Here is a 25,041-nt window from a genome sequence, read left to right as displayed (position 1 = left end):
AAAGGTTACTCAGGGAAATAGGCCCGCGTTTCCGTTGCTCAGCCAAAAAGAGAAAGGAGTGTCTTAATTTATGTCAGTCCCACGATTGGCTGCCCGGTTACATCATGTAACTTCAAACGGCGAAATGATAAGGGAACTGAATGAGTTGTATTCGTCATCATCACTCTCTTTCTGGAGGCAATGATACTCATATAGGGGTATTTGTTATTGCCTGGTATCAATAAAGGCAGATTATCTGTGGGAATGAGAATAATTACGGCATAAAAAAAGCGCCCTTAGGCGCTTTTCAGAGAGTAAAACAGTACTAATGTATTAGTCGCAATGATTAGCCGATGTACTCAAGACCTTTCATGTACGGACGTAGCACTTCTGGAATTTCGATACGTCCATCAGCTTGTTGGTAGTTTTCCAGTACCGCAACCAAAGTACGACCTACAGCCAAACCAGAACCGTTCAGGGTGTGTACCAGACGGGTTTTCTTGTCTGCTTTGCTACGGCAACGAGCCTGTAGACGACGCGCCTGGAAATCCCACATGTTTGAACAAGAAGAGATTTCACGGTAAGTGTCCTGCGCCGGCAACCAGACTTCGAGATCGTAGGTTTTCGCCGAGCCGAAACCGATATCACCACTGCACAGCAGCACTTTACGGTATGGCAGGCCCAACAATTGCAGCACTTTCTCTGCGTGTCCTGTCAGTTCTTCCAGTGCATCCATAGAATCTTCAGGGCGCACAATCTGAACCATTTCGACTTTATCGAACTGGTGCTGACGAATCAGACCGCGGGTATCACGACCGTAAGAACCCGCTTCTGAACGGAAGCATGGCGTATGAGCGGTCATTTTCAGCGGCAGAGATTCTTCATCAATAATCTCGTCACGCACCAGGTTGGTCAACGGCACTTCAGCGGTTGGGATCAACGCATAGTTGCTGCTGTCAGCCTCTTCATCCAATGGACGAGTATGGAACAAGTCGCCGCCAAATTTTGGCAACTGACCCGTACCGTACAACGTTTCTTGGTTCACCAGGTACGGGACATAGTTTTCAATGTAACCATGCTGTTCGGTGTGCAAATCGAGCATGAACTGGCTCAGTGCGCGATGCAGGCGAGCAATTTGCCCTTGCATCACAACAAAACGAGAGCCGGTCAGTTTAACCGCAGAAGCGAAATCCAGGCCTTTAGCCATTTCACCCAGCGTCACATGGTCACGCACTTCAAAATCGAATTTACGTGGCTCACCCCAGCGACTGATTTCAACGTTTTCGCTGTCGTCTTTCCCCATCGGTACGCAATCGTCCGGGAGGTTAGGCAGAGTCAGCGAGATATCACGGATTTCTGCCTGCAGGGCATCAAGTTCAGTTTTCGCCGCATCAAGTTCTTCACCGAGTTGGTTAACTTCCTGACGCAATGGCTCGATGTCCTCCCCGCGCGCTTTCGCCTGGCCGATGGATTTCGATCGCGAGTTACGCTCAGCCTGCAGATTTTCTGTTTTAACCTGCAATACTTTACGACGCTCTTCAAGGGAGCGCAGCGTTTCTACATCCAGCTTGAAGCCTCGGCGTGCCAGTTTTTCAGCGACTGCGTCTGGCTCTGTACGCAGTAGATTGGGATCGAGCATGCTTATCCTGTGCTTATCGAATTAAATGAAGGGGATAGCGGTCACAGCCTGCAACCGCAATGAATGATAGTCTTGCTAACCTTACCGCAACGCCTGAATTATCGGTAGCGTTTTGTCGGGCTATTTTGATCCTGTTCAGCAAGCCAGGCGAGCTTTTCACCAATCTTGCCCTCAAGACCTCTGTTTGTAGGCTGATAATAGCGTGTTTGTGCCATTTCCTGCGGGAAGTAAACTTCTCCGGAAGCATAAGCATTGGGTTCGTCATGAGCGTAGCGATACTCCTGACCATACCCCATTTCTTTCATCAGTTTGGTTGGCGCATTACGAAGATGAACGGGAACGTCGTAATCCGGGCGCTCACGGGCATCAGCCATTGCTGCCTTGAAAGCTTTGTAAACTGCATTACTTTTTGGCGCGCAAGCAAGATAAACAATAGCTTGTGCAATGGCGCGCTCCCCTTCTGCAGGGCCAACCCGCGTGAAGCAATCCCAGGCAGCGATAGCGACCTGCATACCACGTGGATCGGCATTGCCTACATCTTCGGACGCAATCGCTAACAAACGCCGGGCAACATATAAAGGATCGCCGCCTGCAGTAATAATGCGCGCATACCAGTAAAGTGCAGCATCCGGCGAGGAACCGCGTACTGACTTATGCAGCGCGGAAATCAGATCGTAGAAACGGTCGCCCTTGTTATCAAATCGCGCACTACGTTCACCTGCAATTTCGGTCAACAGCGCAATCTGTAGCACACGATTTCCACTCGCATCAATTTCGGCCATATCAGCCATCATTTCCAGCGTGTTCAGTGCGCGGCGAGCATCACCGTTGACCAGTTGAGCGATAGCCAGACGAGTTTCGTCCGGCAGGACAATATTCTGCCCTCCGTAGCCGCGAGCCGTGTCGTTCATCGCCTGATCGAGGACTTTTTCAATATCTTCAGTCGTCAGCGATTTGAGCAAATAAACCCGGGCTCGTGAAAGTAAAGCGGAGTTCAACTCGAATGAGGGGTTTTCAGTGGTCGCGCCAATAAAGGTTATCGTGCCATCTTCAATATGCGGCAAGAAAGCATCTTGCTGGCTTTTGTTAAAGCGATGGACTTCGTCAACAAACAGAATCGTACGTCGCCCAGCATTACGACTCTGACGCGCGCGCTCAATAGCCTCGCGGATTTCTTTTACACCGGAGGTAACAGCAGAGATTCGTTCTACATCTGCGTCCGCATAATGCGCAATGACTTCCGCAAGCGTGGTTTTACCGGTGCCTGGGGGGCCCCATAAAATCATCGAATGGAGATGCCCGGCTTCGATAGCTTTAGGAAGAGGTTTACCCGGAGCGAGAAGATGCTGCTGGCCGATATACTGCGCGAGGTTCTCCGGCCGCATACGCGCGGCCAGAGGCTGGAAGGTATTTTCAGAAAAATCGAGCGACAAGTTGCTCACTCATACCTCTACTTACGTTGGTCGTCCACCGTCACGCCTTTAGGCGGGGTAAACGTAAACTTGCTCATATCCACCGAGCCATTTTGCTGAGATTTCAACGCGTAGCTGCTGCGCTGATCGTCTTGCTCAATAGCACTGAACTGATGGATGGTTCCATCACGTCCAACGTTAATGGTGAATTGCTTGAGATTACCGGCGCTGGTTTTAGGCGTCAGAATAAAATCATCACCGTTTTGTTTGATGTTGTACTGCTGCCAGTCACTGCTTTGGTTGCGCGCAATCAGCATAAACGGAGTGTTACCAGTCGCATCTTTCAGCCAGGTGGCACTCACTTGCTCAACAAATGGGTTGTAGAACCACAATGTTTTCCCATCGGAAACCAGGACGCTTTCGTCAGGCTGAGTCATATGCCAGTTGAATAAGTTCGGGCGCTTAACCCACAGATCACCCTGACCTTCTTGCACTGCAGCGCCGCCACCGTCGGTGACTTTCTGTGTGAAACTTGCGTGGAAGCTGCTGACTTTATCCAGACGCGTTTTCAGGTCGCCCGCGGCGTCAGCCCAGGCAGCAGTTGCGGTCAGAGCAGTCAATAAAGCACAAGTAATAGCGATTTTCTTCATTACGATCCCTTAAATTCATGCGCCACATAGCGACTGCACTGTGGCATTTCTGTTGCCCACTTTAGTGGAGAATTGCTTGGGAGCAACAGAAGAAAAAGCTGATTTTCCGGTAATTTACCCTTCTTTGCATAAAAGCCGCAACGGCGGCTCTGATGCAAAAAGTTACTCAAATGGCGGTGGTGCAAGCACTTCGCGATTACCGTTGTGACCTTGCGGACTCACGATCCCCTGCGCTTCCATCTGTTCAACAATACGGGCTGCACGGTTATAGCCAATGCGGAACTGACGCTGAACACCGGAAATAGACGCTTTACGTTTTTCAACCACGAAGGAAACTGCCTGATCAAACAGCGGATCAAGCTCTTCATCACCGTCAATCCCGCCACCTGCGCCGCCTTCACTTTCGCTATCGGAAGTGATACCCGTTATGTATTGTGGACGACCACGCGCTTTCCAGTCCTGAACCACAGCATGGACTTCCTGGTCACGGACAAACGCGCCATGAACACGTACCGGCAGCGTCGAGTTCGGCCCGGAATAAAGCATGTCACCCATTCCCAGCAGCGACTCAGCGCCACCTTGGTCAAGAATGGTTCGCGAGTCGATTTTGCTTGAGACGGTAAACGCCACACGCGTCGGGATGTTCGCTTTGATCAACCCTGTAATAACGTCAACGGATGGGCGCTGAGTGGCCAGCACCAGGTGAATACCCGCAGCACGCGCTTTCTGTGCCAGGCGAGCAATCAACTCTTCCACTTTCTTACCGACCGTCATCATCAGATCAGCAAATTCATCAACCAACACAACGATATACGGCAGCTTTTCAAGCATTGGATGGGAAACTTCCATGCTGTCGCCGGGTTTCCAGAATGGATCTGGAATTGGACGACCCATGCGTTCAGCTTCCAGCACACGTTCGTTGTAACCTGCCAGATTTCGAACGCCCAGAGCAGACATCAGTTTGTAGCGGCGTTCCATTTCGTTCACGCTCCAGCGCAATGCATTGGCCGCATCTTTCATATCCGTTACGACTTCCGTTAACAGATGTGGGATGCCTTCATACACTGACAACTCAAGCATTTTCGGGTCGATCATAATAAAGCGCACTTCTTCAGGCGTCGCTTTATACAACATGCTGAGGATCATGGCGTTCACGCCAACAGACTTACCGGACCCGGTTGTACCCGCAACCAGCAAGTGTGGCATTTTCGCCAGATCGGCAATCACCGGTTCGCCACCGATATCTTTACCCAGGACGACCGTTAACGGAGAAGCACTTTCGCGGAACTTAGCGCAGTCGAGAACTTCGCGTAGGTAAACGGTCTGGCGTTTTTTGTTTGGTAACTCAAGGCCCACATAGGGTTTGCCTGGAATAACTTCAACGACACGCACCGCAACCGTTGATAACGAGCGCGCGAGGTCGCGAGACAAGTTAGAAATGCGAGCGGCTTTAACACCTGGCGCTAAATCCAGCTCGAAACGGGTGATAACCGGGCCTGGAGAGTAATCCACCACATCGGCTTTAATCCGGTAATCGGCAAGACGAGCTTCCACCAGGCGAGCCATTTGCTCTAACGCGAAGGTGTCAATCGGCTCCACTTCTGCTGGCGGTGAGGTCAACAAGTCCAGCGATGGCAATGGCGTTGTTGGACGCTGCCGTGGACGATCGTCCCCATTACGCATCAGGAATGGATGAATCAAACTTTCTTGTACCGGAGGTGCTGCAACAGGAGCAGGTGCTGGCGGTTGCTGCTGCACATGCGACTGCGGCGCGGCTTGCCAACTTTGCGGTTGCTGAACAGGAGCTGGTGCTTCAACCGGACTCGGCGTAAATAATGGCTCGCTCGGGCCATCATCGACTAACGTTTTCATTGGTGAGAAATCAAAATCATCCAGTGAGAACGGCACATTATTTGGCTGTTGCTGTGTTGGTTGCTGTTGTTCCGCGGAGTAACGCTGTTGCTGCTGCGCTGCAAACTGGCGAGCTAATTCTGCCTGTTCAGCCTCAGCTTCATCTTGCTGCGTCGCATCGCCTTCATACTCTTCACCATAACGCTGCTGTTGCTGGGCCGCGAACTGGCGAGCGAGTTCCTGCTGTTCCATTTCCTCGGCATCGTCAGCATAGTCGTCTTCGATATCCATCCCGCCCTGGCGACGCGCTTCTTCTTCAGCCATTCGCTGAGAAGGCAACTTGATGCCATAGGACGCAAGCTCACGACGAGTCGGTACGCGCACACGATTTGGACGTGGCAACTGCGGGCCAATCCCCTCTTTAACCTGAGGACGAGGCGCGTCGCTGGCAATACTAAACACCGGGCTAAACGCTGCCGCAACACCTGCGACTTTTGCAGCATCTTTAACACCTTGCGGAATATCCGGGGCTGGCACGATCGGAATTTCCGGCATTACGTTGGACATCCCCTGAGGCATAGCCGGTGGTTCAATCCGCGAAGCGTCCGTAGAACTTGTTGATGCAAAAGCTGGAGAACTGTCATAGCCATAAGGGTCAGGCTTAGGTTCGTTTACCGGCTGATACCAGGCTGCCAGTTGCTCACGTTCACGCGCACGACGCTCTTCGACTTCTTCGAAATGGTACAGCGGCGGGCGAACGGCGGGTTTGAATTCTTCAACAGGCTCAGGCTGAACAACAGGCTCTGGAGCCTCTGGTTCATAGTAAGCCGGTTCAACAAAAGGTTGCTCCGCAGCCGGTTCTGACCAATGGCTGGTGACTTGCTGCGGATGCTGCTGCGGATTTTGTTGCGCAGAATATTGCGGATGATATTGATCCGTCGCGTGAGGCGCGTCGTAACTTTCAGGCGCAGGCGCAATAACGGGTTCAGGCGTCATCGTAGTAGGCGCAGGTTCCCAGGCAATAGCGGGATGGTGATCCACTTCTGGTGCCGGAGCAGCTACTGGTGATACGGTCGCGGTTGGCATAACGGGAGCGGCATAGGCAGGGTTCGCCATTGCAGCGGCGGCAGTTGCCGCAACCGGGGCAACGATAGACTGCCCGTGTAATAACGGATCGTATTCGTCGCTTTCAGGTAGTGTTGCTTTATTCCCTGAGAACAAAACGTCGTCCTCAGGCAGCGTCGCTTTATTTCCCGAGAATAAAACGTCATCTTCCGCATCATCCATACGCTTACCAGAAAACAGCGCAGTGTCTGTTTTACGCGCGTTAGGATTGGAGAATTTCTCAGATATACGCTGCTTACGTGCTAATGCACCACGCAAAATACGCGCACGACGAGACTCACGCTTTTCCACTTCCGGAGCGTGCTCATCACCATGCTCTTCATCTTCGTAGTCGTAATCATCGTCTTGCCAGGTGTTATCCCGGCGCGTACGGTTACTGGCAAAAGTCAGCACGCTTAATGTCGCACTGCCAATTTTCTCTGCAATACTGACCCAGGACCAGCCGGTAAACAGGGTTAAACCTGCCGCCCAAACGCACAACAAGGCAATTGTGCCGCCGCTACTATTAAGCAAAGGCATCATCGCGGTGCTGAGCAAACTCCCTATCACGCCACCTGAGGCAAAGTACCAAATATCATCTGCGTTTATCGCCGCCAGGCCACAGGCCGTAAGTACCATTGCCAATACACCAATCAGGCGTAAGGAAACGGCAAAGTAATCAACAAACTCTTCGCTATCACGGTTACGGAAGGTGAACCAACACGCACCAATAATGATTACCGGTATGGTGTAGGCCATCACGCCAAAGATGAATAGCAGAGTATCGGCCAGCCACGCACCTGGCATTCCACCCAGATTGTGGATAGGTTCGTGCCATGCGGTTTGTGACCAACTCGGATCGGAAGGATTAAAACTGAGCAACGCCACCATCAAATAGACGGCAAAAATGGCAACAAGAAGCAGTAACGCCTCTAACGCACGACGCCCGCTGCTGAGTTTCCTCAATGTAACTTCTTTTTCTTCGGTGTATTCCTGGCTCAAGTAAGACTCTCCAGGTCCTTAATAAATATGGAGAGCAACAGTGCCGGGCATTCCCGGCACTGTTGCTGTATGAATTACCAGGAGTGTAACCAAAATACGCAGATTTTGCACCTGGCCCGTGTTAACGGGTCTTAATAACCAGACGATTGCTCTGTTTGACCTCTTCCATCACTACATACGTACGGGTATCGTTCACACCCGGCAGTCGCAACAAGGTTTCGCCTAGTAATTTGCGGTACGCCGACATATCAGGTACACGGGTTTTCAACAGGTAGTCGAAATCGCCGGATACCAAATGACATTCTTGAATTTCTTCAAGTTTCTGAACTGCGGCGTTAAATTGCTCAAACACATCCGGGGCGCCACGATTCAGAGTAATCTCAACAAAAACCAGAAGTGATGCATCCAGATAATGCGGGTTCAACAGAGCGGTGTAGCCCTGAATGAAACCCTGTCGTTCCAGACGACGTACGCGCTCAAGGCACGGAGTCGGTGAAAGCCCTACTCGCTTCGAAAGCTCGACGTTGGAAATACGTCCGTCCTTCTGCAGTTCATTCAGAATGTTACGATCGATGCGGTCGAGATCTTTGCCAGGGCGCTTCTTACTATCTACCATTATTATTGTCTCTCTTTGTTCCTTCCTTCACCTGCCATAACCCGGTCAACGTCAATGTTCCGAGTGTACGTGAGAAGACCGGTGCCCAATGGCCGCTATCGACATCACTCATGGCGTCTGTCCACGCCATGAGTAGATTTCAATAACCCGGTAAAATTGCATCAGGTATGCGTGATTATTTTACTGCTCTCACACCAAATGTTTTTCTTCCTCGAATGTTTTCGCAAATGCTTAGCGGATTGTCAAAGCAAAACATCGAAAATTAGTGGAACGTGCCATATATCCCGGCGACTTGACGATTATTCATCACTTTAGTGGCGTGACTAATTACCCTGTTCTGATGGATTTCTATGCGCTTTCTATTCATTTGCAGGGATTGATTGAACACGACTATTGCACATATCGTTAACACTATTACCCATCACCACCGTTGCACCCTTTTTTTAACCCGCCAAATTCCCTACAATCCCTCGATTGACTGCCAACGAACAATGAGGATCTCATGGGCACCGCTAAACACAGTAAATTGCTAATTCTTGGCTCCGGCCCTGCGGGCTATACCGCAGCAGTCTACGCGGCTCGCGCTAACCTCAAGCCCGTCTTGATTACCGGGATGGAAAAAGGTGGCCAGTTGACCACAACAACTGAAGTTGAGAACTGGCCTGGCGATCCTAATGACCTGACAGGCCCAGCGTTGATGGAGCGCATGCACGAACATGCGACCAAATTCGAAACAGAAATTCTGTTCGATCACATTTCTAAAGTGGATTTGCAAAACCGTCCGTTCCGTCTGACAGGCGACAGCGGCGAATACACCTGTGACGCGTTAATTATCGCCACGGGTGCTTCTGCTCGTTATTTGGGTCTGCCTTCCGAAGAGGCGTTCAAAGGCCGTGGCGTTTCTGCCTGCGCAACGTGTGACGGTTTCTTCTATCGCAATCAAAAAGTTGCGGTTATCGGCGGGGGTAACACTGCGGTTGAAGAAGCACTTTATCTGGCAAATATTGCCTCTGAGGTGCACCTGATTCACCGCCGCGATAGCTTCCGCGCCGAGAAAATCCTCATCAATCGTTTGATGGAGAAAGTGAAGAACGGCAATATCGTGCTGCACACTAACCGCACGCTCGATGAAGTAACCGGTGACCAGATGGGTGTGAGCGGTCTGCGTCTGCGCGATGCACACAATACTGACCAGACTGAAGAGTTAGAAGTTGCAGGTCTGTTCGTCGCAATCGGACACAGCCCGAACACCGGAATTTTCGCCGACCAGCTCGAGCTGGAAAACGGCTACATCAAAGTGCAGTCCGGTATTCACGGCAACGCAACACAAACCAGCATCCCTGGCGTGTTCGCGGCAGGCGACGTCATGGATCATATCTATCGCCAGGCGATTACCTCTGCAGGCACGGGCTGTATGGCCGCACTGGATGCCGAGCGCTACCTGGACGGTCTGGCCGAACAGAATAAGTAACTCTCGTAATCCATAGCGACAGTTTGAAGATACGTAAAGGCGACTGAATAAGTCGCCTTTCTTTTGTCTGCGTTGTAACATTGCCCGCAAATTTTGCCTGATAATTCATCATTTACCTGCACTGGCAACCATGAATAAAACCCGTCAACAAGAACTTAGCCGTTGGCTAAAACAACAAAGCATTATTTCGCGCCGCTGGTTAGGACTTTCCCGCGTTTTGGGTTTGATCAGTGGACTTTTAATTGTTGCTCAAGCCTGGCTTTTAGCCCGGATGTTGCAGCACATGATCATGGAAAACATTCCTCGCGAAGCGCTGCTTCTGCTTTTTGTCATCCTGATACTGATTTTTGTATTGCGCGCATGGGTGGTTTGGCTGCGTGAAAAAGCGGGTTTCTACGCCGGGTTGCACATACGGCAAGAAATTCGGCGCAAAGTGCTCGACCGCGTTCATGAGGCTGGCCCCGCCTGGATTCAGGGCAAGCCTGTGGGCAGTTGGGCTACGCTTGTGCTGGAACAAATTGAAGATATGCACGATTACTATGCCCGCTATCTGCCGCAAATGTCGCTTGCGGTGATGGTTCCGGTGCTGATTTTGATCGTGATTTTCCCGTCTAATTGGGTTGCCGCGCTGATTCTGCTGTGTACAGCACCACTGATCCCGCTGTTTATGGCGATGGTAGGGATGGGAGCCGCAGATGCTAACCGTCGTAACTTCCAGGCACTGGCGCGTCTGAGCGGCCATTTCCTTGACCGTCTGCGCGGCATGGAAACGTTGCGCTTGTTCAATCGTGGAAATGCCGAAACCGAGAATATTCGTGCGGCTTCTCAGGATTTCCGCCAGCGGACAATGGAAGTCTTGCGCCTCGCATTTCTGTCTTCAGGCGTATTGGAATTCTTTGCCTCGCTATCCATCGCAGTCGTCGCGGTTTACTTCGGCTTCTCTTATTTAGGTGAGTTGAATTTTGGCCATTACAGCACTGGCGTAACCCTATTTGCTGGTTTCCTGGCTTTGATTCTGGCTCCTGAGTTTTTCCAACCGTTACGCGATTTAGGCACTTTTTATCATGCAAAAGCGCAGGCCGTCGGTGCAGCGGATAGCCTGATGACTTTCCTTGATGCCCCGCTACAACAGCGTAAACAAGGTTGTGCACGGTTCAACAATAACGAACCTGTCAGCATCGAAGCGCGTGATTTGGTGATTCTTTCGACCGAAGAGAAAGCACTCGCCGGCCCGCTGAACTTCACCCTTTCTGCCGGGCAGCGCGTGGTGCTGGTTGGGCAAAGCGGTGCCGGGAAAAGCTCTCTGCTTAATGTGATATCTGGATTTTTACCTTACCAGGGTCAGCTTTTGGTCAACGGGGTTGAGCTTTCAGAGCTGGACCCAAAATGGTGGCGCGAACAACTGAGTTGGGTCGGACAAAACCCGCAACTCCCCGCCCCCACTATTCGTGAGAACGTGCTTTTAGCGGTGCCTGATGCCAACGCCGAACAACTAGCCGCTGCGTTAGAAAAAGCCTCAGTCAATGAATTCCTGCCACTGTTACCGCAAGGGATTGATACACCATTAGGTGAATCAGCAGCACGCTTATCCGTCGGACAAGCACAACGAGTTGCCGTCGCGCGCGCCTTATTAATGCCATGTGGATTGTTATTGCTCGATGAACCTGCCGCAAGCCTGGACGCCCATAGCGAACAGCGTGTAATGGAAGCGTTGGGCAATGCCTCCCGACAGCAAACCACCCTGATGGTGACGCACCAGTTAGATTACATCAACGATTGGGACGAGGTTTGGGTGATGCGTGATGGACGTATCGTGCAACAAGGAAATTACGCAACGCTGGCCTCTCAGGAAGGCCCGTTTGCAACGTTACTGACTCATCGCCAGGAGGAAATTTAATGCGCGCGCTACTCCCCTATCTTGCGCTTTATTGCCGCCATAAATGGTTACTGATGCTGGGCGTTGTGCTGGCGATTATTACTCTCTTAGCCAGTATCGGGCTGCTGACACTATCAGGCTGGTTCCTCTCCGCCGCATCGGTAGTCGGCGTGGCCGGCATTTATAGCTTCAACTACATGTTGCCTGCCGCAGGTGTTCGCGGCGGCGCGATTACCCGTACCGCGGGCCGTTATTTTGAGCGACTGGTGAGCCACGATGCGACTTTCCGCGTTCTCCAGCACTTACGAGTTTCCACCTTTAGCAAATTGCTACCACTCTCCCCTGCCGGGTTGGCTCGTTTTCGCCAGGGTGAGTTGCTTAACCGTCTGGTCGCCGATGTTGATACCTTAGACCACCTCTATCTGCGCGTAATTTCACCTCTGGTCGGTGCATTTGTCGTGATTGTGGTCGTCACGTTCGGATTAAGCTGGCTGGATGTGCACCTGGCGCTCACGCTCGGCGGCATTTTATTGGCTACATTAGTTCTGCTGCCACCCGTGTTCTATTTTGCGGGCAGAAAAACCGGTGAAGCGATTACCGTACAACGGGGGCAATATCGCCAGCAGCTTACAGCCTGGCTACAGGGCCACGCGGAACTGACCATTTTCGGTGCGACACAACGTTATCGCCAGCAGCTTGAAGCGAGCGAAGACAACTGGCAAGAAGCGCAACGCCGCCAGGCTGAACTTACGGCATTGTCGCAGGCAGTTATGCTACTGGTTAGCGGAATCGCCGTCATTCTGATGCTGTGGATGGCCGCCGCAGGTGTGGGTGGAAATACTACGCCAGGTGCGCTGATAGCATTGTTTGTGTTCTGTGCACTCGCCTCGTTTGAAGCACTGGCTCCCGTCACCGGGTCGTTTCAGCATTTGGGGCAAGTGATTGCTTCGGCCTTGCGCGTGACTGAAATTACCAGCCAGAAACCCGAGGTTATTTTCACCGAGAAAACTCATGCCGTACCTGAGCGTGTGGCACTGGAGATTCACAACCTCAGCTTCGCTTATCCCGAACAGTCGCAAATGGCGCTGCGTGATATTTCGTTGCAGGTTGAAGCCGGTCAACACGTCGCTATTTTGGGTCGAACCGGGTGCGGAAAATCGACACTGCTACAGTTGCTGACCCGCGCCTGGGAACCCCAGCAGGGCGAAATTCGTCTTAATGGTGAGGCGCTCAGCCAATTCGATGAAACGGCTTTACGTACTTCAACCAGCGTCGTGTCACAGCGTGTGCATTTGTTCAGCGCCACACTGCGCGACAATCTTCTACTCGCCGCACCTGACGCCGGCGATGATGAGCTGAAGCAAGTTTTGACCCGCGTGGGTCTGGAGAAGTTGTTAGACGATTCAGGTCTTAATAGTTGGTTGGGTGAAGGTGGCCGCCAGCTTTCTGGTGGCGAACTGCGCCGCCTGGCCATTGCCCGTGCGTTATTACATGATGCTCCGCTGTTCTTGCTCGATGAACCGACCGAAGGTCTGGATGCAGAAACTGAGCGTCAAATACTTGATTTACTGGCAGAAGTGACCAAAGAGAAAACCGTCTTAATGGTCACTCATCGCCTGCGCGGATTGGCTGATTTCGGCAACATAATTGTGATGGACAACGGGCAAATTATTGAGCAAGGTAATCACGCAGATTTGATGGCTAGCGCGGGTCGTTATTATCATTTTCATCAGCGTTTGTAGCCTTTGTAATTGGTCTATTATCAATAATTATTGCTAGCCGTGGAGCCGTGTCGTCATGCGCCTTATTCAGCTTTCTCGTGACTCAATCGCCTTCCCTTCCCCGGAAGGCGCGTTGCGTGAACCTAATGGGTTACTGGCACTTGGCGGTGATTTAAGTCCAGCTCGTTTGTTGATGGCTTATCAACGCGGCATCTTTCCGTGGTTCTCGCCAGGCGACCCGATTTTATGGTGGTCGCCCGATCCGCGCGCGGTGCTTTTCCCGGAACAGTTTCATCTGAGTCGCAGTATGAAGCGCTTCCATCGCGACTCGCCCTATCGTGTCACGCTCAACCATGCTTTTGAGCGTGTCATCAGCGACTGCGCAGATGACCGTGAAGAAGGCACATGGATTACACCCGAAATTATCGACGCCTATACGCGACTGCACGAATTAGGCCACGCTCATTCTATTGAAGTCTGGGAAGGAGACGAACTGGTTGGTGGAATGTACGGTGTGGCGCAAGGTGCATTATTTTGCGGTGAATCGATGTTCAGCCGCCGGGAAAATGCATCCAAAACTGCGTTACTGGTATTCTGCCAACACTTTCTAAGCTATGGCGGGAAATTGATTGATTGCCAGGTTCTTAACGCGCATACCGCATCTTTAGGTACGATTGAAATTCCGCGTCGGGAATATCTGGAACATTTGTCGATATTTCGTCCACAACATCTGGCATCGTATTGTTGGGTGCCACAAATCCTGTCGTAACGATAATGTTTACGGCACATTACTGTTAAGAGTGTTATAATTAGCCCCGCAGAGTGAGCTCTGCTCATTACCCCGCCGCCGTTTGGGATTAGCTTTAACAGGGACAACCCATCGTTTATCTCTTCGCAGCCCTCATCGCAGGCACAATCCGTGCAGCTTTTGAGTGGGTTTTGGGTAATGTGCAAATTGCACTTTCGCTGGTGATTTCACCAACAATTCTTTACATGATACGTGAACTTGGGCATTATCTTGCCGGTTCAAAACTATGGTAGTGATACCCTCGAGGATTAGATGGCCAAAGAAGACAATATTGAAATGCAGGGTACCGTTCTTGATACGTTACCTAACACCATGTTCCGCGTTGAGCTGGAAAACGGGCACGTGGTAACCGCTCATATCTCCGGTAAAATGCGTAAAAACTATATCCGCATCCTGACGGGTGACAAAGTCACTGTAGAGCTGACCCCGTACGACCTGAGCAAAGGCCGCATTGTCTTCCGTAGTCGCTGATAGTTTTATTTAGCGCTGCATAGATACATGCGGCGCAGACAGTTTAGTAATGAAAAGGCCAGGTTAATAACCTGGCCTTTTTTTATGGCAACACGAATGAATTAGTGTGCTGCTTCTGGTTTATGCTTCTGAGCGCTATGGAAGTCATAAGTCAGTTTCTGGTTCTCTTTATCCAGCGCGACAGTCACCTGGCCGCCGTCCACCAATGAACCAAACAGCAGTTCGTTAGCGAGCGGTTTTTTCAGGCTGTCCTGAATGACACGCGTCATTGGGCGAGCACCCATTGCACGGTCATAGCCTTTTTCCGCCAGCCAATCACGGGCTTCCTGGCTCACTTCCAGAGACACACCTTTCTGATCCAACTGCACCTGAAGCTCGACGATAAATTTGTCGACAACCTGGTGAATCACATCCGTAGACAGATGGTTGAACCAAATGATGTTGTCCAAACGGTTGCGGAACTCTGGAGTAAAGATCTTTTTGATCTCTTCCATCGCATCGGTACTGTTGTCCTGACGAATCAGGCCAATAGACTTACGCTCGGTTTCACGCACGCCGGCGTTAGTGGTCATCACCAGAATCACATTACGGAAATCGGCTTTGCGCCCGTTGTTGTCGGTCAGCGTACCGTTATCCATAACCTGCAGTAACAGGTTGAAGACATCCGGGTGCGCTTTTTCGATTTCATCAAGCAGCAACACTGAGTGAGGATGTTTAATCACCGCATCCGTCAACAGCCCACCCTGGTCGAAACCAACGTAGCCTGGAGGTGCGCCAATCAAGCGGCTCACGGTGTGGCGTTCCATGTATTCGGACATATCAAAACGCAGCAGCTCAATGCCCAGCGATTTCGCCAATTGCACGGTCACTTCTGTTTTACCTACACCAGTTGGCCCGGCAAACAGGAAGGAACCCACTGGCTTATGATCGTGCCCTAAACCGGCGCGGCTCATTTTGATGGCTTCGGTTAACGCCTCGATGGCTTTATCCTGGCCAAACACCAGCATTTTCAGGCGGTCATCCAGGCTGCGCAGCGTATCGCGGTCGCTTGCTGAAACACTTTTCTCCGGGATACGCGCAATACGCGCAACCACGGTTTCGATGTCAGAGACATTGACCGTTTTCTTACGCTTGCTCACCGGCATCAGGCGGCTACGAGCGCCCGCTTCGTCGATAACGTCAATCGCTTTATCTGGCAAATGGCGATCGTTGATGTATTTCACCGCCAACTCCACCGCGGCACGAATCGCTTTCGCAGTGTAACGCACGTCATGGTGCGCTTCGTACTTCGGTTTCAGGCCGTTAATAATCTGAACGGTTTCTTCAACGCTTGGCTCAGTAATATCAATCTTCTGGAAGCGACGCGCCAGAGCACGGTCTTTTTCGAAAATATTGCTGAATTCCTGGTACGTAGTTGAACCGATAACCCGAATCTTGCCGCTCGATAGCAGCGGCTTAATCAGGTTTGCAGCATCAACTTGCCCACCAGATGCGGCACCCGCACCAATAATGGTATGAATTTCATCAATAAACAGGATGCTGTTCTGATCCTGCTCAAGCTGTTTAAGCAGCGCTTTGAAACGTTTCTCAAAATCACCACGGTATTTAGTGCCCGCCAGCAACGAACCAATATCCAGCGAGTAAATCGTGCAATCGGCAATCACTTCCGGAACGTCGCCCTGCACGATACGCCAGGCAAGTCCTTCGGCAATGGCGGTTTTACCCACCCCGGATTCACCCACTAGCAGCGGGTTGTTTTTACGGCGACGACACAGAACCTGAATGGCGCGCTCAAGCTCTTTATCGCGGCCAATTAAGGGGTCTATCCCTCCCACGCGTGCAAGCTGGTTGAGATTGGTGGTGAAGTTTTCCATACGTTCCTCCCCGCCTGCTTGCTCTTCATTGACCGGGTTTTCTGCTCCCGGAGCCTGATTTGGTTCGTCTTTACGTGTACCGTGAGAGATGAAGTTCACCACATCAAGGCGGCTGACTTCATGTTTGCGCAGCAAGTACGCTGCCTGGGATTCCTGTTCGCTGAAAATAGCCACCAGCACGTTTGCGCCAGTCACTTCACTGCGACCAGAAGACTGGACGTGGAACACCGCACGTTGCAGCACACGCTGGAAGCTGAGCGTCGGTTGAGTATCGCGCTCTTCTTCACTGGCTGGCAGAACCGGTGTGGTTTGTTCGATGAAGGCCTCGAGTTCCTGTCGCAGCGCCACCAGATCTACGCTACACGCTTCCAGCGCTTCACGAGCTGATGGGTTGCTGAGTAAAGCCAGCAACAGATGCTCGACAGTCATAAACTCATGTCGGTGCTCGCGCGCTCTGGCGAAAGCCATGTTTAAACTGAGTTCCAGTTCTTGATTGAGCATAGGCACCTCCCCCAAATTTTGCCTTCTTCAGGCTTTTTCTAGCGTACACAGCAGCGGATGCTCATGCTCCCTTGCATACTGGTTCACTAACGCGACTTTGGTTTCCGCTACCTCTGCAGTAAAAATGCCACAGATAGCTTTACCCTGATAGTGCACAGTGAGCATCAATTGCGTTGCACGTTCTACATCATAAGAAAAGAACTTTTGCAGCACGTCAATAACAAATTCCATCGGCGTGTAGTCATCGTTCATTAACATCACTTTATACATCGACGGTGGTTTGAGCGCTTCGCGCAGTTTGTCGCCCACCAGCTGGTCGAAATCCAACCAATCGTTCGTCTTACCCATTGCAAATCGTCATCATGTTTAATCGCCCTTTGTCATGAAGGCGAAGCCCATAGGTTGAGTGTAATACGCTTTCAGTTAACGTGATTCATTGTGTTTAAAAGGGACGGTAAATCGCAATCGAGAGCTTCGTCACATTAATCACAATAGCGTTAACTGCTTCAAATTTTTGATTCATTTTCATTCTTACCCCCCCGTGCAACGCTTGACGACATGGTTAAATTATCTACATTGTACAAGCGTGAGTTGGCGAGGTTTTGAACAGCCCGCCCTCACCCACCGGTTCATTCCATCTCACTTATAAGATTTACGAAGGATGTAGAAGCATGGAGACGGGTACAGTTAAATGGTTCAATAACGCCAAAGGGTTCGGTTTTATCTGCCCTGAGGGCGGCGGCGAAGATATCTTCGCTCACTACTCCACCATTCAGATGGATGGTTACAGAACGCTTAAAGCCGGACAAACTGTCAGGTTTGATGTGCACCAGGGGCCAAAAGGCAATCACGCTAGTTTGATTGTGCCTCTTGAACTCGAAGCTGCGGTCGCCTGACCTTTTGTTTCATTGTGTACATCACTAAATCAAAATGCCAGCTTGTACGCTGGCATTTTTATAACCAAACGTAATACCAAAGATTAAAATCATTCACGCGCTAGCGCATCAATTGGATTTAATCGCGCGGCATTTCTTGCCGGTAGCCAACCAAATATAATCCCCGTAGCGGTCGAACATGCAAATGCAGTCAGTAACGCCATCGGTGAAAAACCGATTTCCCAGCCGGGTAAAACCAGTTGCAGCGTGAAGGCAATCAACAAGGATAACGAAATCCCCAACGCACCGCCCACCAGACACACCAGCACTGCTTCAATTAAAAACTGCTGCAATACATCACTGGCTCTGGCTCCTACGGCCATACGAATGCCAATCTCTTTGGTACGTTCTGTCACCGAAACCAGCATAATATTCATCACGCCTATCCCACCCACCAGTAACGAAATCACCGCCACTAATGTCAGGAACATCTGAAGAGTACGTGTGGTCTTTTCCGCCGTTTTCAACAGCCCGTCCATATTGTAGGTGAAGAAATCTTTCTTACCGTGACGTAACTGCAACAACCGATTGAGCTGCTGTTCGGCTTCGTGGCTGTTGTAACCCTCGTTGACTCGCACCGTAATCGAGTTAAGCCAGCTTTGCCCCATCACTCGCCCGGCCATGGTGTTATAAGGCAACCAGACACGCAGAATTTTGCTGCTGCCAAACATCGACTGCTTTTCTTGCGCCACGCCGATGACCGTTGCAGGCATGTTCCCCACCAGAATGATTTCACCGACCACGTTGGCTTTATTCGGGAAGAGCTGGCGTTTGGTGTTGCTATCGAGCACCACCACTTGCGCACGCCCGGTCAATTGCTCCTCGTTGAAGGTGTTGCCTTCGCTAAAGCTCATGCCGTAAACGTTAAAATATTGGCTGCTGACACCATTCACGCTTGCCGCCGCATCAACGTTGCCGTAACGCACACGTAAATTGCTCGAGAGCGCCGGGGTGGCTGAACTGACCCACGGCTGCTGGCTGATAGCCGCCAGGTCGTCATATTTTAGCGCCTGTTGATACTGCGGATCGTCATCGCCGAAATCCTTACCCGGATAAATATCAATCGTATTGGTGCCAATCGAGCGAATGTCCTGTAATACCAACTGTTTCGCCGCGTCGCCAACAATCACAATCGACACCACAGATGCGATACCGATAATAATCCCCAACATGGTCAGCAAAGTGCGCATTTTATTCGCCGCCAGCGCCAGCCAGGCCATGGCGAATGCTTCACGAAAGCTGCTGATAGTTTGCTGAAACGCAGAATTTATCGGCTGAGTTTTCACCTCTTTCTGTGCGGCAGATTCTTGCGCCACCGAGGGAGGATTGCTGATAATTTCACCGTCACGAATTTCAATCACACGCTGCGCCTGCGCGGCAATGGAAGGATCATGCGTCACAATAATGACGGTATGCCCCTGCTCACGCAGTTGCTTAAGCGTGGCCATCACTTCTTCACCGGAATGGCTATCCAACGCGCCGGTCGGTTCATCCGCTAGAATCACCTGCCCGCCGTTCATCAGGGCGCGAGCGATACTCACACGCTGCTGCTGGCCGCCAGAGAGTTGTGAAGGCAGGTAGTCCACGCGTTCTGCAAGCCCAAGACGCATCAATAATGCCCGCGCCCGCTGCTGGCGATAGACCCGCGCCGTCCCGGCATATACCGCCGGGACTTCAACGTTTTGCGTCGCATTAAGATGAGAAAGCAGATGGTATCGCTGGAAGATAAAGCCGAAATGTTCGCGGCGTAATGTGGCGAGCGCGTCGCTATCCAGTAACGCAACATCCTGGCCCGCGACTTTGTAACTCCCGCTGGTGGGTTTATCCAGGCAGCCGAGAATATTCATCAGCGTCGATTTACCGGAGCCAGACGCACCGACAATCGCCACCATTTCGCCAGCTTCAATGGTGATATTAATGCCTTTAAGCACTTCAACTTGTTCGTCTCCCGACGGATAGCTACGGCGAATATCCCGTAGCTCAAGCAGTGCCGTCATGGTGCGCTCCCGGTGGTGCTTTTCCCAATCACCACTTCTTCACCTTCAGTCAGTCCATTGGCGACTTGCACTATCGTGTCATTACGCATCCCGATGGTGATTTCACGGTCACGCGTTTCACCGTTACGCAATACCGAAACTTTGTAGCGGTTATCGCCAACTGGCTCGCCCAGCGCAGCCAGTGGAATAGTGAGCACATCTTTTACGCCGCCAAGTTGGATATGTACTTGTGCTGTCATTTCAAGACGCAACACGCCTTTCGGATTCGGCACCTCAAAACGGGCGTTATAGAAAATCGCGTCGTTCACTTTTACCGGCGTCGGCAGAATATCAATGAGCACGCCTTCATAACGCGTTAATGGATCGCCCAGCACCGTAAACCAGGCTTTCTGGCCCGGTTTAAGGTGAATCACGTCCGCTTCAGAAACCTGCGCTTTCACCAACATGGTCCCGAGATCGGCAAGCGTCAGAATGTTTGGCGCTTGCTGTGCGGCAATCACCGTTTGGCCTTGTTTGGTGGTGATTTCTGTCACTTCACCCGCCATTGGAGCCACAATCTGGGTGTAATCGAGGTTGGTTTTTGCCGTGTCCAGCGAGGCCTGATTGCGTTTAATCTGCGCGTCTATGGTGCCAATTTGCGCCTGCCTGACTTCCAGATCGGTCGCTGCGGTATCCAAATCCTGCTGCGAAACCGCCTGAGTTTTTGCCAGCGCCCGTTGGCGATTTAACGTCACTTGCGCGAGTTTCGCCTGAGCCACAGCCTGTCGCCGTTGCGCACGCAATTCCATGAGTGTCGCTTCAACTTCTTTGATTTGGTTTTGCGCCTGTTCCGGGTCAATCACCCCCAACAGCTGATCTTTTTTACTTTATCGCCGATATTCACCGACAGCGTTTTGAGCTGCCCGCTGACCTGAGCACCGACGTCCACTTTGCGTAGAGCATCCAGTTTGCCGGTCGCCAACACGCTTTGTTGCAGCTCGCCTTTACGCACAATCATCGTCTGATAGACCGGCGCTGGCGCATTTAAAAACTGCCACAGCCAGATCACCAGGAGTAATACCAGCAGGCCCAGAAGCCAATAACGCTTTTTAATTTTTCCCTTGAATCTCATAGGTATCCTACAAACAAACTGGCAAATTAAACGAAGTATCAACAAAAACTATATGGTCTTATCGACCTGTGTGGCGATTGAACATTCGTTGAGCAAACAAATGGTGAAATTACGCCATAACCCTTCAACCAGGCCTCAACCATGTATCCAGCTGCCGTAAACGAATTTATACCCGCCACTCAACGCAATGGCTGGCAGTTATTTCTCTCTTTAGCCACCGGACAATGGATGCCTGGAAGCGCCTGGCAAAATCCGGTTTATCGTCGGAAATTCGTCCTGCGTTCACTGACTACTCCGCTCGCGACGGCTCGTTTACTGGCCGATTTGGCCCACCAGCCTTTTTTGGAAAAACTGCTCGCCGTGCAGCCGGGTTTACCCTGTCGTGCGCACCGTCCTTATTTAACGGCAAATTTTAACCGTAAGGATGCCGTTAATGCATTGTCTTTCCACTATCACGCTTTAACTCACGTACTGCCTGAGCACTTGTTACAGCAGCACTATTCAGCCAGTGGCGTACGCCTGGCAACAATAACGGGTAAAGATGAGAACTTCTACCATCTTGATTTATGCGCTATCGCCAATGTGGATAAAGAAGGTGAAGCGACAATAACCCTGAGCCGTGATGATGGGGTTGCCCTCGCCGGGTTAACTTTCACACTATGCCAACATCATGATAAGCCGACTTTGTTCATCGGTGGGCTACAGGGCGCTAAAAGTGATATCCCGCATGAATACATTCAGATTGCGACAAAAGCCTGTCATGGCTTATTCCCGAAGCGTCTGGTGCTGGAAGCAGCCTGCCTGCTGGCGCATCATTTAGGCATGAGCCAGATTCTGGCAGTGAGCAACAACGCGCATATTTACCGTTCCTGGCGTTATGCGAAAAAGAAGAAAGACAAAATCCATGCAGATTACGATAGCTTTTGGGAATCAATGAGCGGGGAATTAACGCCTGAAGGTTTCTTTGAACTGCCACTTACTGTGTCACGCAAACCCATTGAGGATATCGCCAGTAAAAAACGCGCTGAGTATCGCCGCCGCTACAGTTTGTTAGATGAGATGATGGAACAAATTGAGCAGCAGCTTTAGTCCAACGGCCGGGTTAGTCAGCCCGGCCACGTGCAAGCCAGAGCACCCGTGAGAACATCTTTCGCAGCAGCGACGGTACCGCATCCACGCCCCGCCTTCCGGCTTCCATTGCCACTTCAATAGCTAAATCGGGTTTTGAGGAGCGATGAATTGCTTTGACGATAACGCGGCGCATATTCATCGGCACGTTTTCAGGGAGTTGCGCCACCCGGTGATAGACATCGGAAAACCCTTGCCGATACATGAAATGTTCCATATCCATCGCAGGTAATGCGGTTAAATGATCGCGTTCCTGGTCACGGTCATTTTCCAGAATGCCGCGCACGACGGAGGCATATTTCTTACCGGCTTCGTCACCATCCACCAGCACATGCCATTCAATACCCATACGTCGAGCAAACTTAATCAATGGCCGCAGCCCCGACTGGGCAAACTCAATAACCTTCACCCCTTCGGCGTCGAAATGATGCCCACACTGGCGCGCCAGTTCGTTCATCACCCACACTTCGGTTTCCCCTTCAACCAATAGCCAGCAGCGGGCAAACAGCGAAGAAGCACGGTTAAAGCGGATATGAAATGCAATGCGGCGACTGTCTTCGGCGTTCATTCCACCCGGGCCGAGCCGCCAGGCTGCGACTTTAGAGGATTCACGCACCAGGCGGCAGACATTCTCGACAGGCGTGAGAGATAACAATTCACCGGAATTGGTGGTGGTGATTTTTTGCAGCGGTAACAAGTTTAGTAAATGCCAGGCCACCGATAACATAATGGGATGCAGCCGGGTTTCGGGATCTTCGACCAGCAATAAAGGCCGCGCATTTTTATCCAGCGCCACGCTGCCTTTCGCTTGCAAAAGCGTGGAGAACATCCCCAATAAAATCATCCGATGCGCTCGACTATTTGGCTTATCTATCATGCGGTTGATGATATCCAGATAACGCCAACTGCGTTGTTCATCGTGGGATCGACGGCGTAATAAACGTTGGTGAGCTACTGCCCCCTGCTCAGAAAAATAGTGCTCGAGCAATTGCACCATCGCCGACAGCCCCTGACGTAACTGCGCATCCGTAAGATTTTGCGGGCGCGACACCAGCTCACGCGAAAGAAAATCAAGCTGGCGAGCCGTCATTTCGGTTTCTGGCATAGTGGGTATGCTGTCATTGCGTAATCGACGCATAAAACGCGCGTCACGTAAGCGCAAAACAGGATTGAGGCGGGTAATTTGTTTTGCCACGTCATCAATATCATCAAGATCGATTGCGTGGCCTTTCTCGTCGAGAAAACTGCGAAGCGTCAAAATCGAATTGTCTGGCGCCAGTTCGCCCACCAGGCGGTACATAATGCGCTGAAAGCCGTCGTTACCTTCAACCCACACCGGCGCAAGTGAACGGTAACGCCGCCCAAGATGGTGCCCTGGAGCAGTCTCCCGAAATGTCAGAACAATGTGTAAATGGTGTTCCCGGCCTTGTACGTCGCCCGGCGGAAAGTAAAAATCATCACGATTAAAATGGTAAAGCGTTTCGTGCGGCGACAACAACAGGGTTAAGGCATCCAGCAGGCTCGATTTACCCCATGCGTTCTCGCCAATCAGCACGTTATTTTGCTCAAGCATTAACGAAAGACGGTTAATACCCCTGAATCCGACAATTTCTACTCGCTCGAGAAACATAATCCCTCCAGATTGGTTGATGCTTTCCATTAGCCGCACGGCTCAACGCATAACCTGAGTATATACCCTTCGTGCCTCAGGTTGCAGGTGAGCATTCCGGGTTATTAATGAAGTAGCAGGAATTATCTAAATTTCAATTTTTATTTTATTTAATAATAGCCGAAACCCTTGCATTTAATCCTTGATAAAATCAGGGTAATCAGAAAATACATTGAATAGCAGAAGATTCTTACTTTATTAAAAAGTCTTCTATACTTTCTACGTGTTTATTCTTGTAAGGAATGCCATCTCATTGCCCTAAATCAATTTTTTAGGATTTTATAGGCTGGTTCTGACTTAGTGATCTCATTAACATTACTGCTCTTTTATTATTTACGTTACGCCTTAAATAGTTGTGACAAAAAATAATCGGATGGGTGCGTTTATTTACCCTACCCGCAGTTAAAATTATGAAACGCAGAGGTGGTTATGTTCAGGAAATTAGCAGCAGAATTCTTTGGTACGTTCTGGTTAGTATTTGGTGGTTGTGGCAGTGCGGTTCTTGCCGCAGCGTATCCTGAATTGGGGATAGGTTTTGCAGGCGTCGCATTAGCATTTGGTTTAACCGTATTAACGATGGCTTATGCCGTCGGGCATATTTCCGGCGGCCACTTTAACCCGGCTGTGACTCTGGGTTTATGGGCAGGCGGACGTTTCCCGGCAAAAGAAGTGATTGGCTATGTTGTTGCGCAAGTCATTGGCGGTATTGTTGCGGCAGGTATTCTCTATTTAATTGCCAGCGGGAAAAGCGGTTTTGATGCTGCGGCTAGCGGCTTTGCATCGAATGGATATGGCGAGCATTCACCGGACCATTATTCCATGTTGTCAGCCATCATTATTGAAATCGTATTAACCTGTGGCTTCTTGATTGTTATTCATGGCGCAACAGACAAGCTTGCTCCAGCGGGTTTCGCTCCTATTGCCATTGGCCTGGCGCTGACGCTGATTCACTTAATCAGTATTCCTGTGACTAACACCTCTGTGAACCCAGCGCGCAGTACTGCGGTCGCCATCTTCCAGGGCGGTTGGGCACTTCAGCAGCTCTGGCTGTTCTGGGTAATGCCAATTATTGGCGGTATCCTGGGTGGCATTATTTACCGTACTTTGCTAGAAAAACGTCACTAATCAAACTTTCGCGTCACCTGCCGAATTTTGGCAAGTGACGCGGCTTTCCCACCGCTCTTCGCCAATCTTCCCCCTGCATAATAATCCTTTTTTTTCGTAGC

General features: G+C 50.9%; 17 protein-coding genes and 1 pseudogene. 8 read left to right on the top strand and 10 right to left on the bottom strand.

Annotated elements, in window-relative coordinates:
* Positions 1-325: 325 nt before the first annotated feature.
* The 5 genes from serS to lrp form a co-directional block, all read right to left on the bottom strand.
* Positions 326-1,618, bottom strand: a complete 1,293-nt coding sequence (gene serS / locus GBAG_RS06325; protein WP_034494309.1) for a serine--tRNA ligase — start codon at positions 1,616-1,618, stop codon at positions 326-328.
* 98 nt (positions 1,619-1,716) lie between these two features.
* Entirely contained in the window at positions 1,717-3,060 is a 1,344-nt protein-coding gene (locus GBAG_RS06320) for a replication-associated recombination protein A (RefSeq protein ID WP_034494307.1), read from the bottom strand.
* 8 nt (positions 3,061-3,068) lie between these two features.
* Positions 3,069-3,680 (bottom strand): outer membrane lipoprotein periplasmic chaperone LolA, encoded by a 612-nt coding sequence (gene lolA, locus GBAG_RS06315; RefSeq protein ID WP_034494305.1) that lies wholly within the window; start codon positions 3,678-3,680, stop codon positions 3,069-3,071.
* Between the two features lie 162 nt (positions 3,681-3,842).
* Positions 3,843-7,637, bottom strand: coding sequence for a DNA translocase FtsK 4TM domain-containing protein (locus tag GBAG_RS06310; protein ID WP_034494303.1), 3,795 nt, complete (start codon positions 7,635-7,637; stop codon positions 3,843-3,845).
* Positions 7,638-7,758: 121 nt separating this feature from the next.
* On the bottom strand, positions 7,759-8,253 hold the full coding sequence (gene lrp / locus GBAG_RS06305; protein ID WP_000228469.1) for a leucine-responsive transcriptional regulator Lrp: 495 nt from the start codon (positions 8,251-8,253) through the stop codon (positions 7,759-7,761).
* A 502-nt stretch (positions 8,254-8,755) separates the two neighbouring features.
* Between lrp and trxB the strand changes: the two genes are divergently transcribed.
* The 5 genes from trxB (at position 8,756) to infA (ending at position 14,600) form a co-directional block, all read left to right on the top strand.
* Positions 8,756-9,724, top strand: coding sequence for a thioredoxin-disulfide reductase (gene trxB / locus GBAG_RS06300; RefSeq protein ID WP_034494301.1), 969 nt, complete (start codon positions 8,756-8,758; stop codon positions 9,722-9,724).
* A 130-nt stretch (positions 9,725-9,854) separates the two neighbouring features.
* Complete coding sequence (gene cydD, locus GBAG_RS06295) at positions 9,855-11,621, top strand: heme ABC transporter permease/ATP-binding protein CydD (protein WP_034494299.1); 1,767 nt, start codon at positions 9,855-9,857, stop codon at positions 11,619-11,621.
* The gene (gene cydC, locus GBAG_RS06290) at positions 11,621-13,342 is read left to right on the top strand and encodes a heme ABC transporter ATP-binding protein/permease CydC (protein WP_034494298.1); all 1,722 of its coding nucleotides are present in this window, start codon (positions 11,621-11,623) and stop codon (positions 13,340-13,342) included. Before cydD ends, cydC begins: the two co-directional genes overlap by 1 nt.
* Before the next feature lie 55 nt (positions 13,343-13,397).
* Positions 13,398-14,090, top strand: coding sequence for a leucyl/phenylalanyl-tRNA--protein transferase (gene aat, locus GBAG_RS06285; protein WP_034494296.1), 693 nt, complete (start codon positions 13,398-13,400; stop codon positions 14,088-14,090).
* Positions 14,091-14,381: 291 nt separating this feature from the next.
* Entirely contained in the window at positions 14,382-14,600 is a 219-nt protein-coding gene (gene infA / locus GBAG_RS06280; RefSeq protein WP_002211347.1) for a translation initiation factor IF-1, read from the top strand.
* Positions 14,601-14,701: 101 nt separating this feature from the next.
* Here the strand turns inward: infA and clpA are convergent, their stop codons facing one another.
* Together clpA and clpS are read right to left on the bottom strand one after the other, a co-directional pair.
* Positions 14,702-16,975, bottom strand: a complete 2,274-nt coding sequence (gene clpA / locus GBAG_RS06275) for an ATP-dependent Clp protease ATP-binding subunit ClpA (RefSeq protein ID WP_034494294.1) — start codon at positions 16,973-16,975, stop codon at positions 14,702-14,704.
* A 27-nt stretch (positions 16,976-17,002) separates the two neighbouring features.
* Positions 17,003-17,323 carry an ATP-dependent Clp protease adapter ClpS gene (gene clpS / locus GBAG_RS06270; protein WP_034456405.1) on the bottom strand — a complete coding sequence of 107 codons (321 nt, stop codon included), beginning with the start codon at positions 17,321-17,323 and terminating at the stop codon, positions 17,003-17,005.
* Positions 17,324-17,646: 323 nt separating this feature from the next.
* Between clpS and cspD the strand changes: the two genes are divergently transcribed.
* Positions 17,647-17,871: a cold shock-like protein CspD gene (gene cspD, locus GBAG_RS06265; protein ID WP_034456407.1), complete on the top strand. Its 225-nt coding sequence runs from the start codon at positions 17,647-17,649 to the stop codon at positions 17,869-17,871.
* A gap of 89 nt (positions 17,872-17,960) precedes the next feature.
* Here cspD and macB read toward each other — a convergent pair whose 3' ends face one another.
* Together macB and macA are read right to left on the bottom strand one after the other, a co-directional pair.
* The gene (macB, locus tag GBAG_RS06260; RefSeq protein ID WP_034494292.1) at positions 17,961-19,907 is read right to left on the bottom strand and encodes a macrolide ABC transporter ATP-binding protein/permease MacB; all 1,947 of its coding nucleotides are present in this window, start codon (positions 19,905-19,907) and stop codon (positions 17,961-17,963) included.
* Positions 19,904-21,018 (bottom strand): annotated as a pseudogene (gene macA / locus GBAG_RS06255) (macrolide transporter subunit MacA). Before macA ends, macB begins: the two are co-directional and overlap by 4 nt.
* Positions 21,019-21,159: 141 nt before the next feature.
* Between macA and GBAG_RS06250 the strand changes: the two are divergent.
* Positions 21,160-22,107: a VirK/YbjX family protein gene (locus GBAG_RS06250; protein WP_051873648.1), complete on the top strand. Its 948-nt coding sequence runs from the start codon at positions 21,160-21,162 to the stop codon at positions 22,105-22,107.
* Between the two features lie 13 nt (positions 22,108-22,120).
* Here GBAG_RS06250 and GBAG_RS06245 read toward each other — a convergent pair whose 3' ends face one another.
* Positions 22,121-23,776, bottom strand: coding sequence for an ATP-dependent endonuclease (locus GBAG_RS06245; protein WP_034494290.1), 1,656 nt, complete (start codon positions 23,774-23,776; stop codon positions 22,121-22,123).
* Positions 23,777-24,244: 468 nt separating this feature from the next.
* Here GBAG_RS06245 and aqpZ point away from each other — a divergent pair, with 468 nt between their 5' ends.
* Positions 24,245-24,940, top strand: a complete 696-nt coding sequence (gene aqpZ / locus GBAG_RS06240) for an aquaporin Z (RefSeq protein WP_034494288.1) — start codon at positions 24,245-24,247, stop codon at positions 24,938-24,940.
* The last annotated feature ends 101 nt before the right edge of the window (positions 24,941-25,041 follow it).

The organism is Buttiauxella agrestis ATCC 33320 (assembly GCF_000735355.1).
Classification (GTDB): Bacteria; Pseudomonadota; Gammaproteobacteria; order Enterobacterales; family Enterobacteriaceae; genus Buttiauxella; species Buttiauxella agrestis.
The sequence above is the reverse complement of the archived record's forward strand: the minus strand, read 5'-3'. Positions and strand labels throughout refer to the sequence as shown.

Excerpts from the sequence above, each read along its gene's own strand:
- serS (WP_034494309.1), bottom strand. The coding sequence starts at position 1,618 with ATGCTCGATCCCAATCTACTGCGTACAGAGCCAGACGCAGTCGCTGAA.
- lolA (WP_034494305.1), bottom strand. The coding sequence starts at position 3,680 with ATGAAGAAAATCGCTATTACTTGTGCTTTATTGACTGCTCTGACCGCA.
- lrp (WP_000228469.1), bottom strand. The coding sequence starts at position 8,253 with ATGGTAGATAGTAAGAAGCGCCCTGGCAAAGATCTCGACCGCATCGAT.
- trxB (WP_034494301.1), top strand. The coding sequence starts at position 8,756 with ATGGGCACCGCTAAACACAGTAAATTGCTAATTCTTGGCTCCGGCCCT.
- cydD (WP_034494299.1), top strand. The coding sequence starts at position 9,855 with ATGAATAAAACCCGTCAACAAGAACTTAGCCGTTGGCTAAAACAACAA.
- cydC (WP_034494298.1), top strand. The coding sequence starts at position 11,621 with ATGCGCGCGCTACTCCCCTATCTTGCGCTTTATTGCCGCCATAAATGG.
- aat (WP_034494296.1), top strand. The coding sequence starts at position 13,398 with ATGCGCCTTATTCAGCTTTCTCGTGACTCAATCGCCTTCCCTTCCCCG.
- infA (WP_002211347.1), top strand. The coding sequence starts at position 14,382 with ATGGCCAAAGAAGACAATATTGAAATGCAGGGTACCGTTCTTGATACG.
- clpA (WP_034494294.1), bottom strand. The coding sequence starts at position 16,975 with ATGCTCAATCAAGAACTGGAACTCAGTTTAAACATGGCTTTCGCCAGA.
- clpS (WP_034456405.1), bottom strand. The coding sequence starts at position 17,323 with ATGGGTAAGACGAACGATTGGTTGGATTTCGACCAGCTGGTGGGCGAC.
- cspD (WP_034456407.1), top strand. The coding sequence starts at position 17,647 with ATGGAGACGGGTACAGTTAAATGGTTCAATAACGCCAAAGGGTTCGGT.
- macB (WP_034494292.1), bottom strand. The coding sequence starts at position 19,907 with ATGACGGCACTGCTTGAGCTACGGGATATTCGCCGTAGCTATCCGTCG.
- GBAG_RS06250 (WP_051873648.1), top strand. The coding sequence starts at position 21,160 with ATGTATCCAGCTGCCGTAAACGAATTTATACCCGCCACTCAACGCAAT.
- GBAG_RS06245 (WP_034494290.1), bottom strand. The coding sequence starts at position 23,776 with ATGTTTCTCGAGCGAGTAGAAATTGTCGGATTCAGGGGTATTAACCGT.
- aqpZ (WP_034494288.1), top strand. The coding sequence starts at position 24,245 with ATGTTCAGGAAATTAGCAGCAGAATTCTTTGGTACGTTCTGGTTAGTA.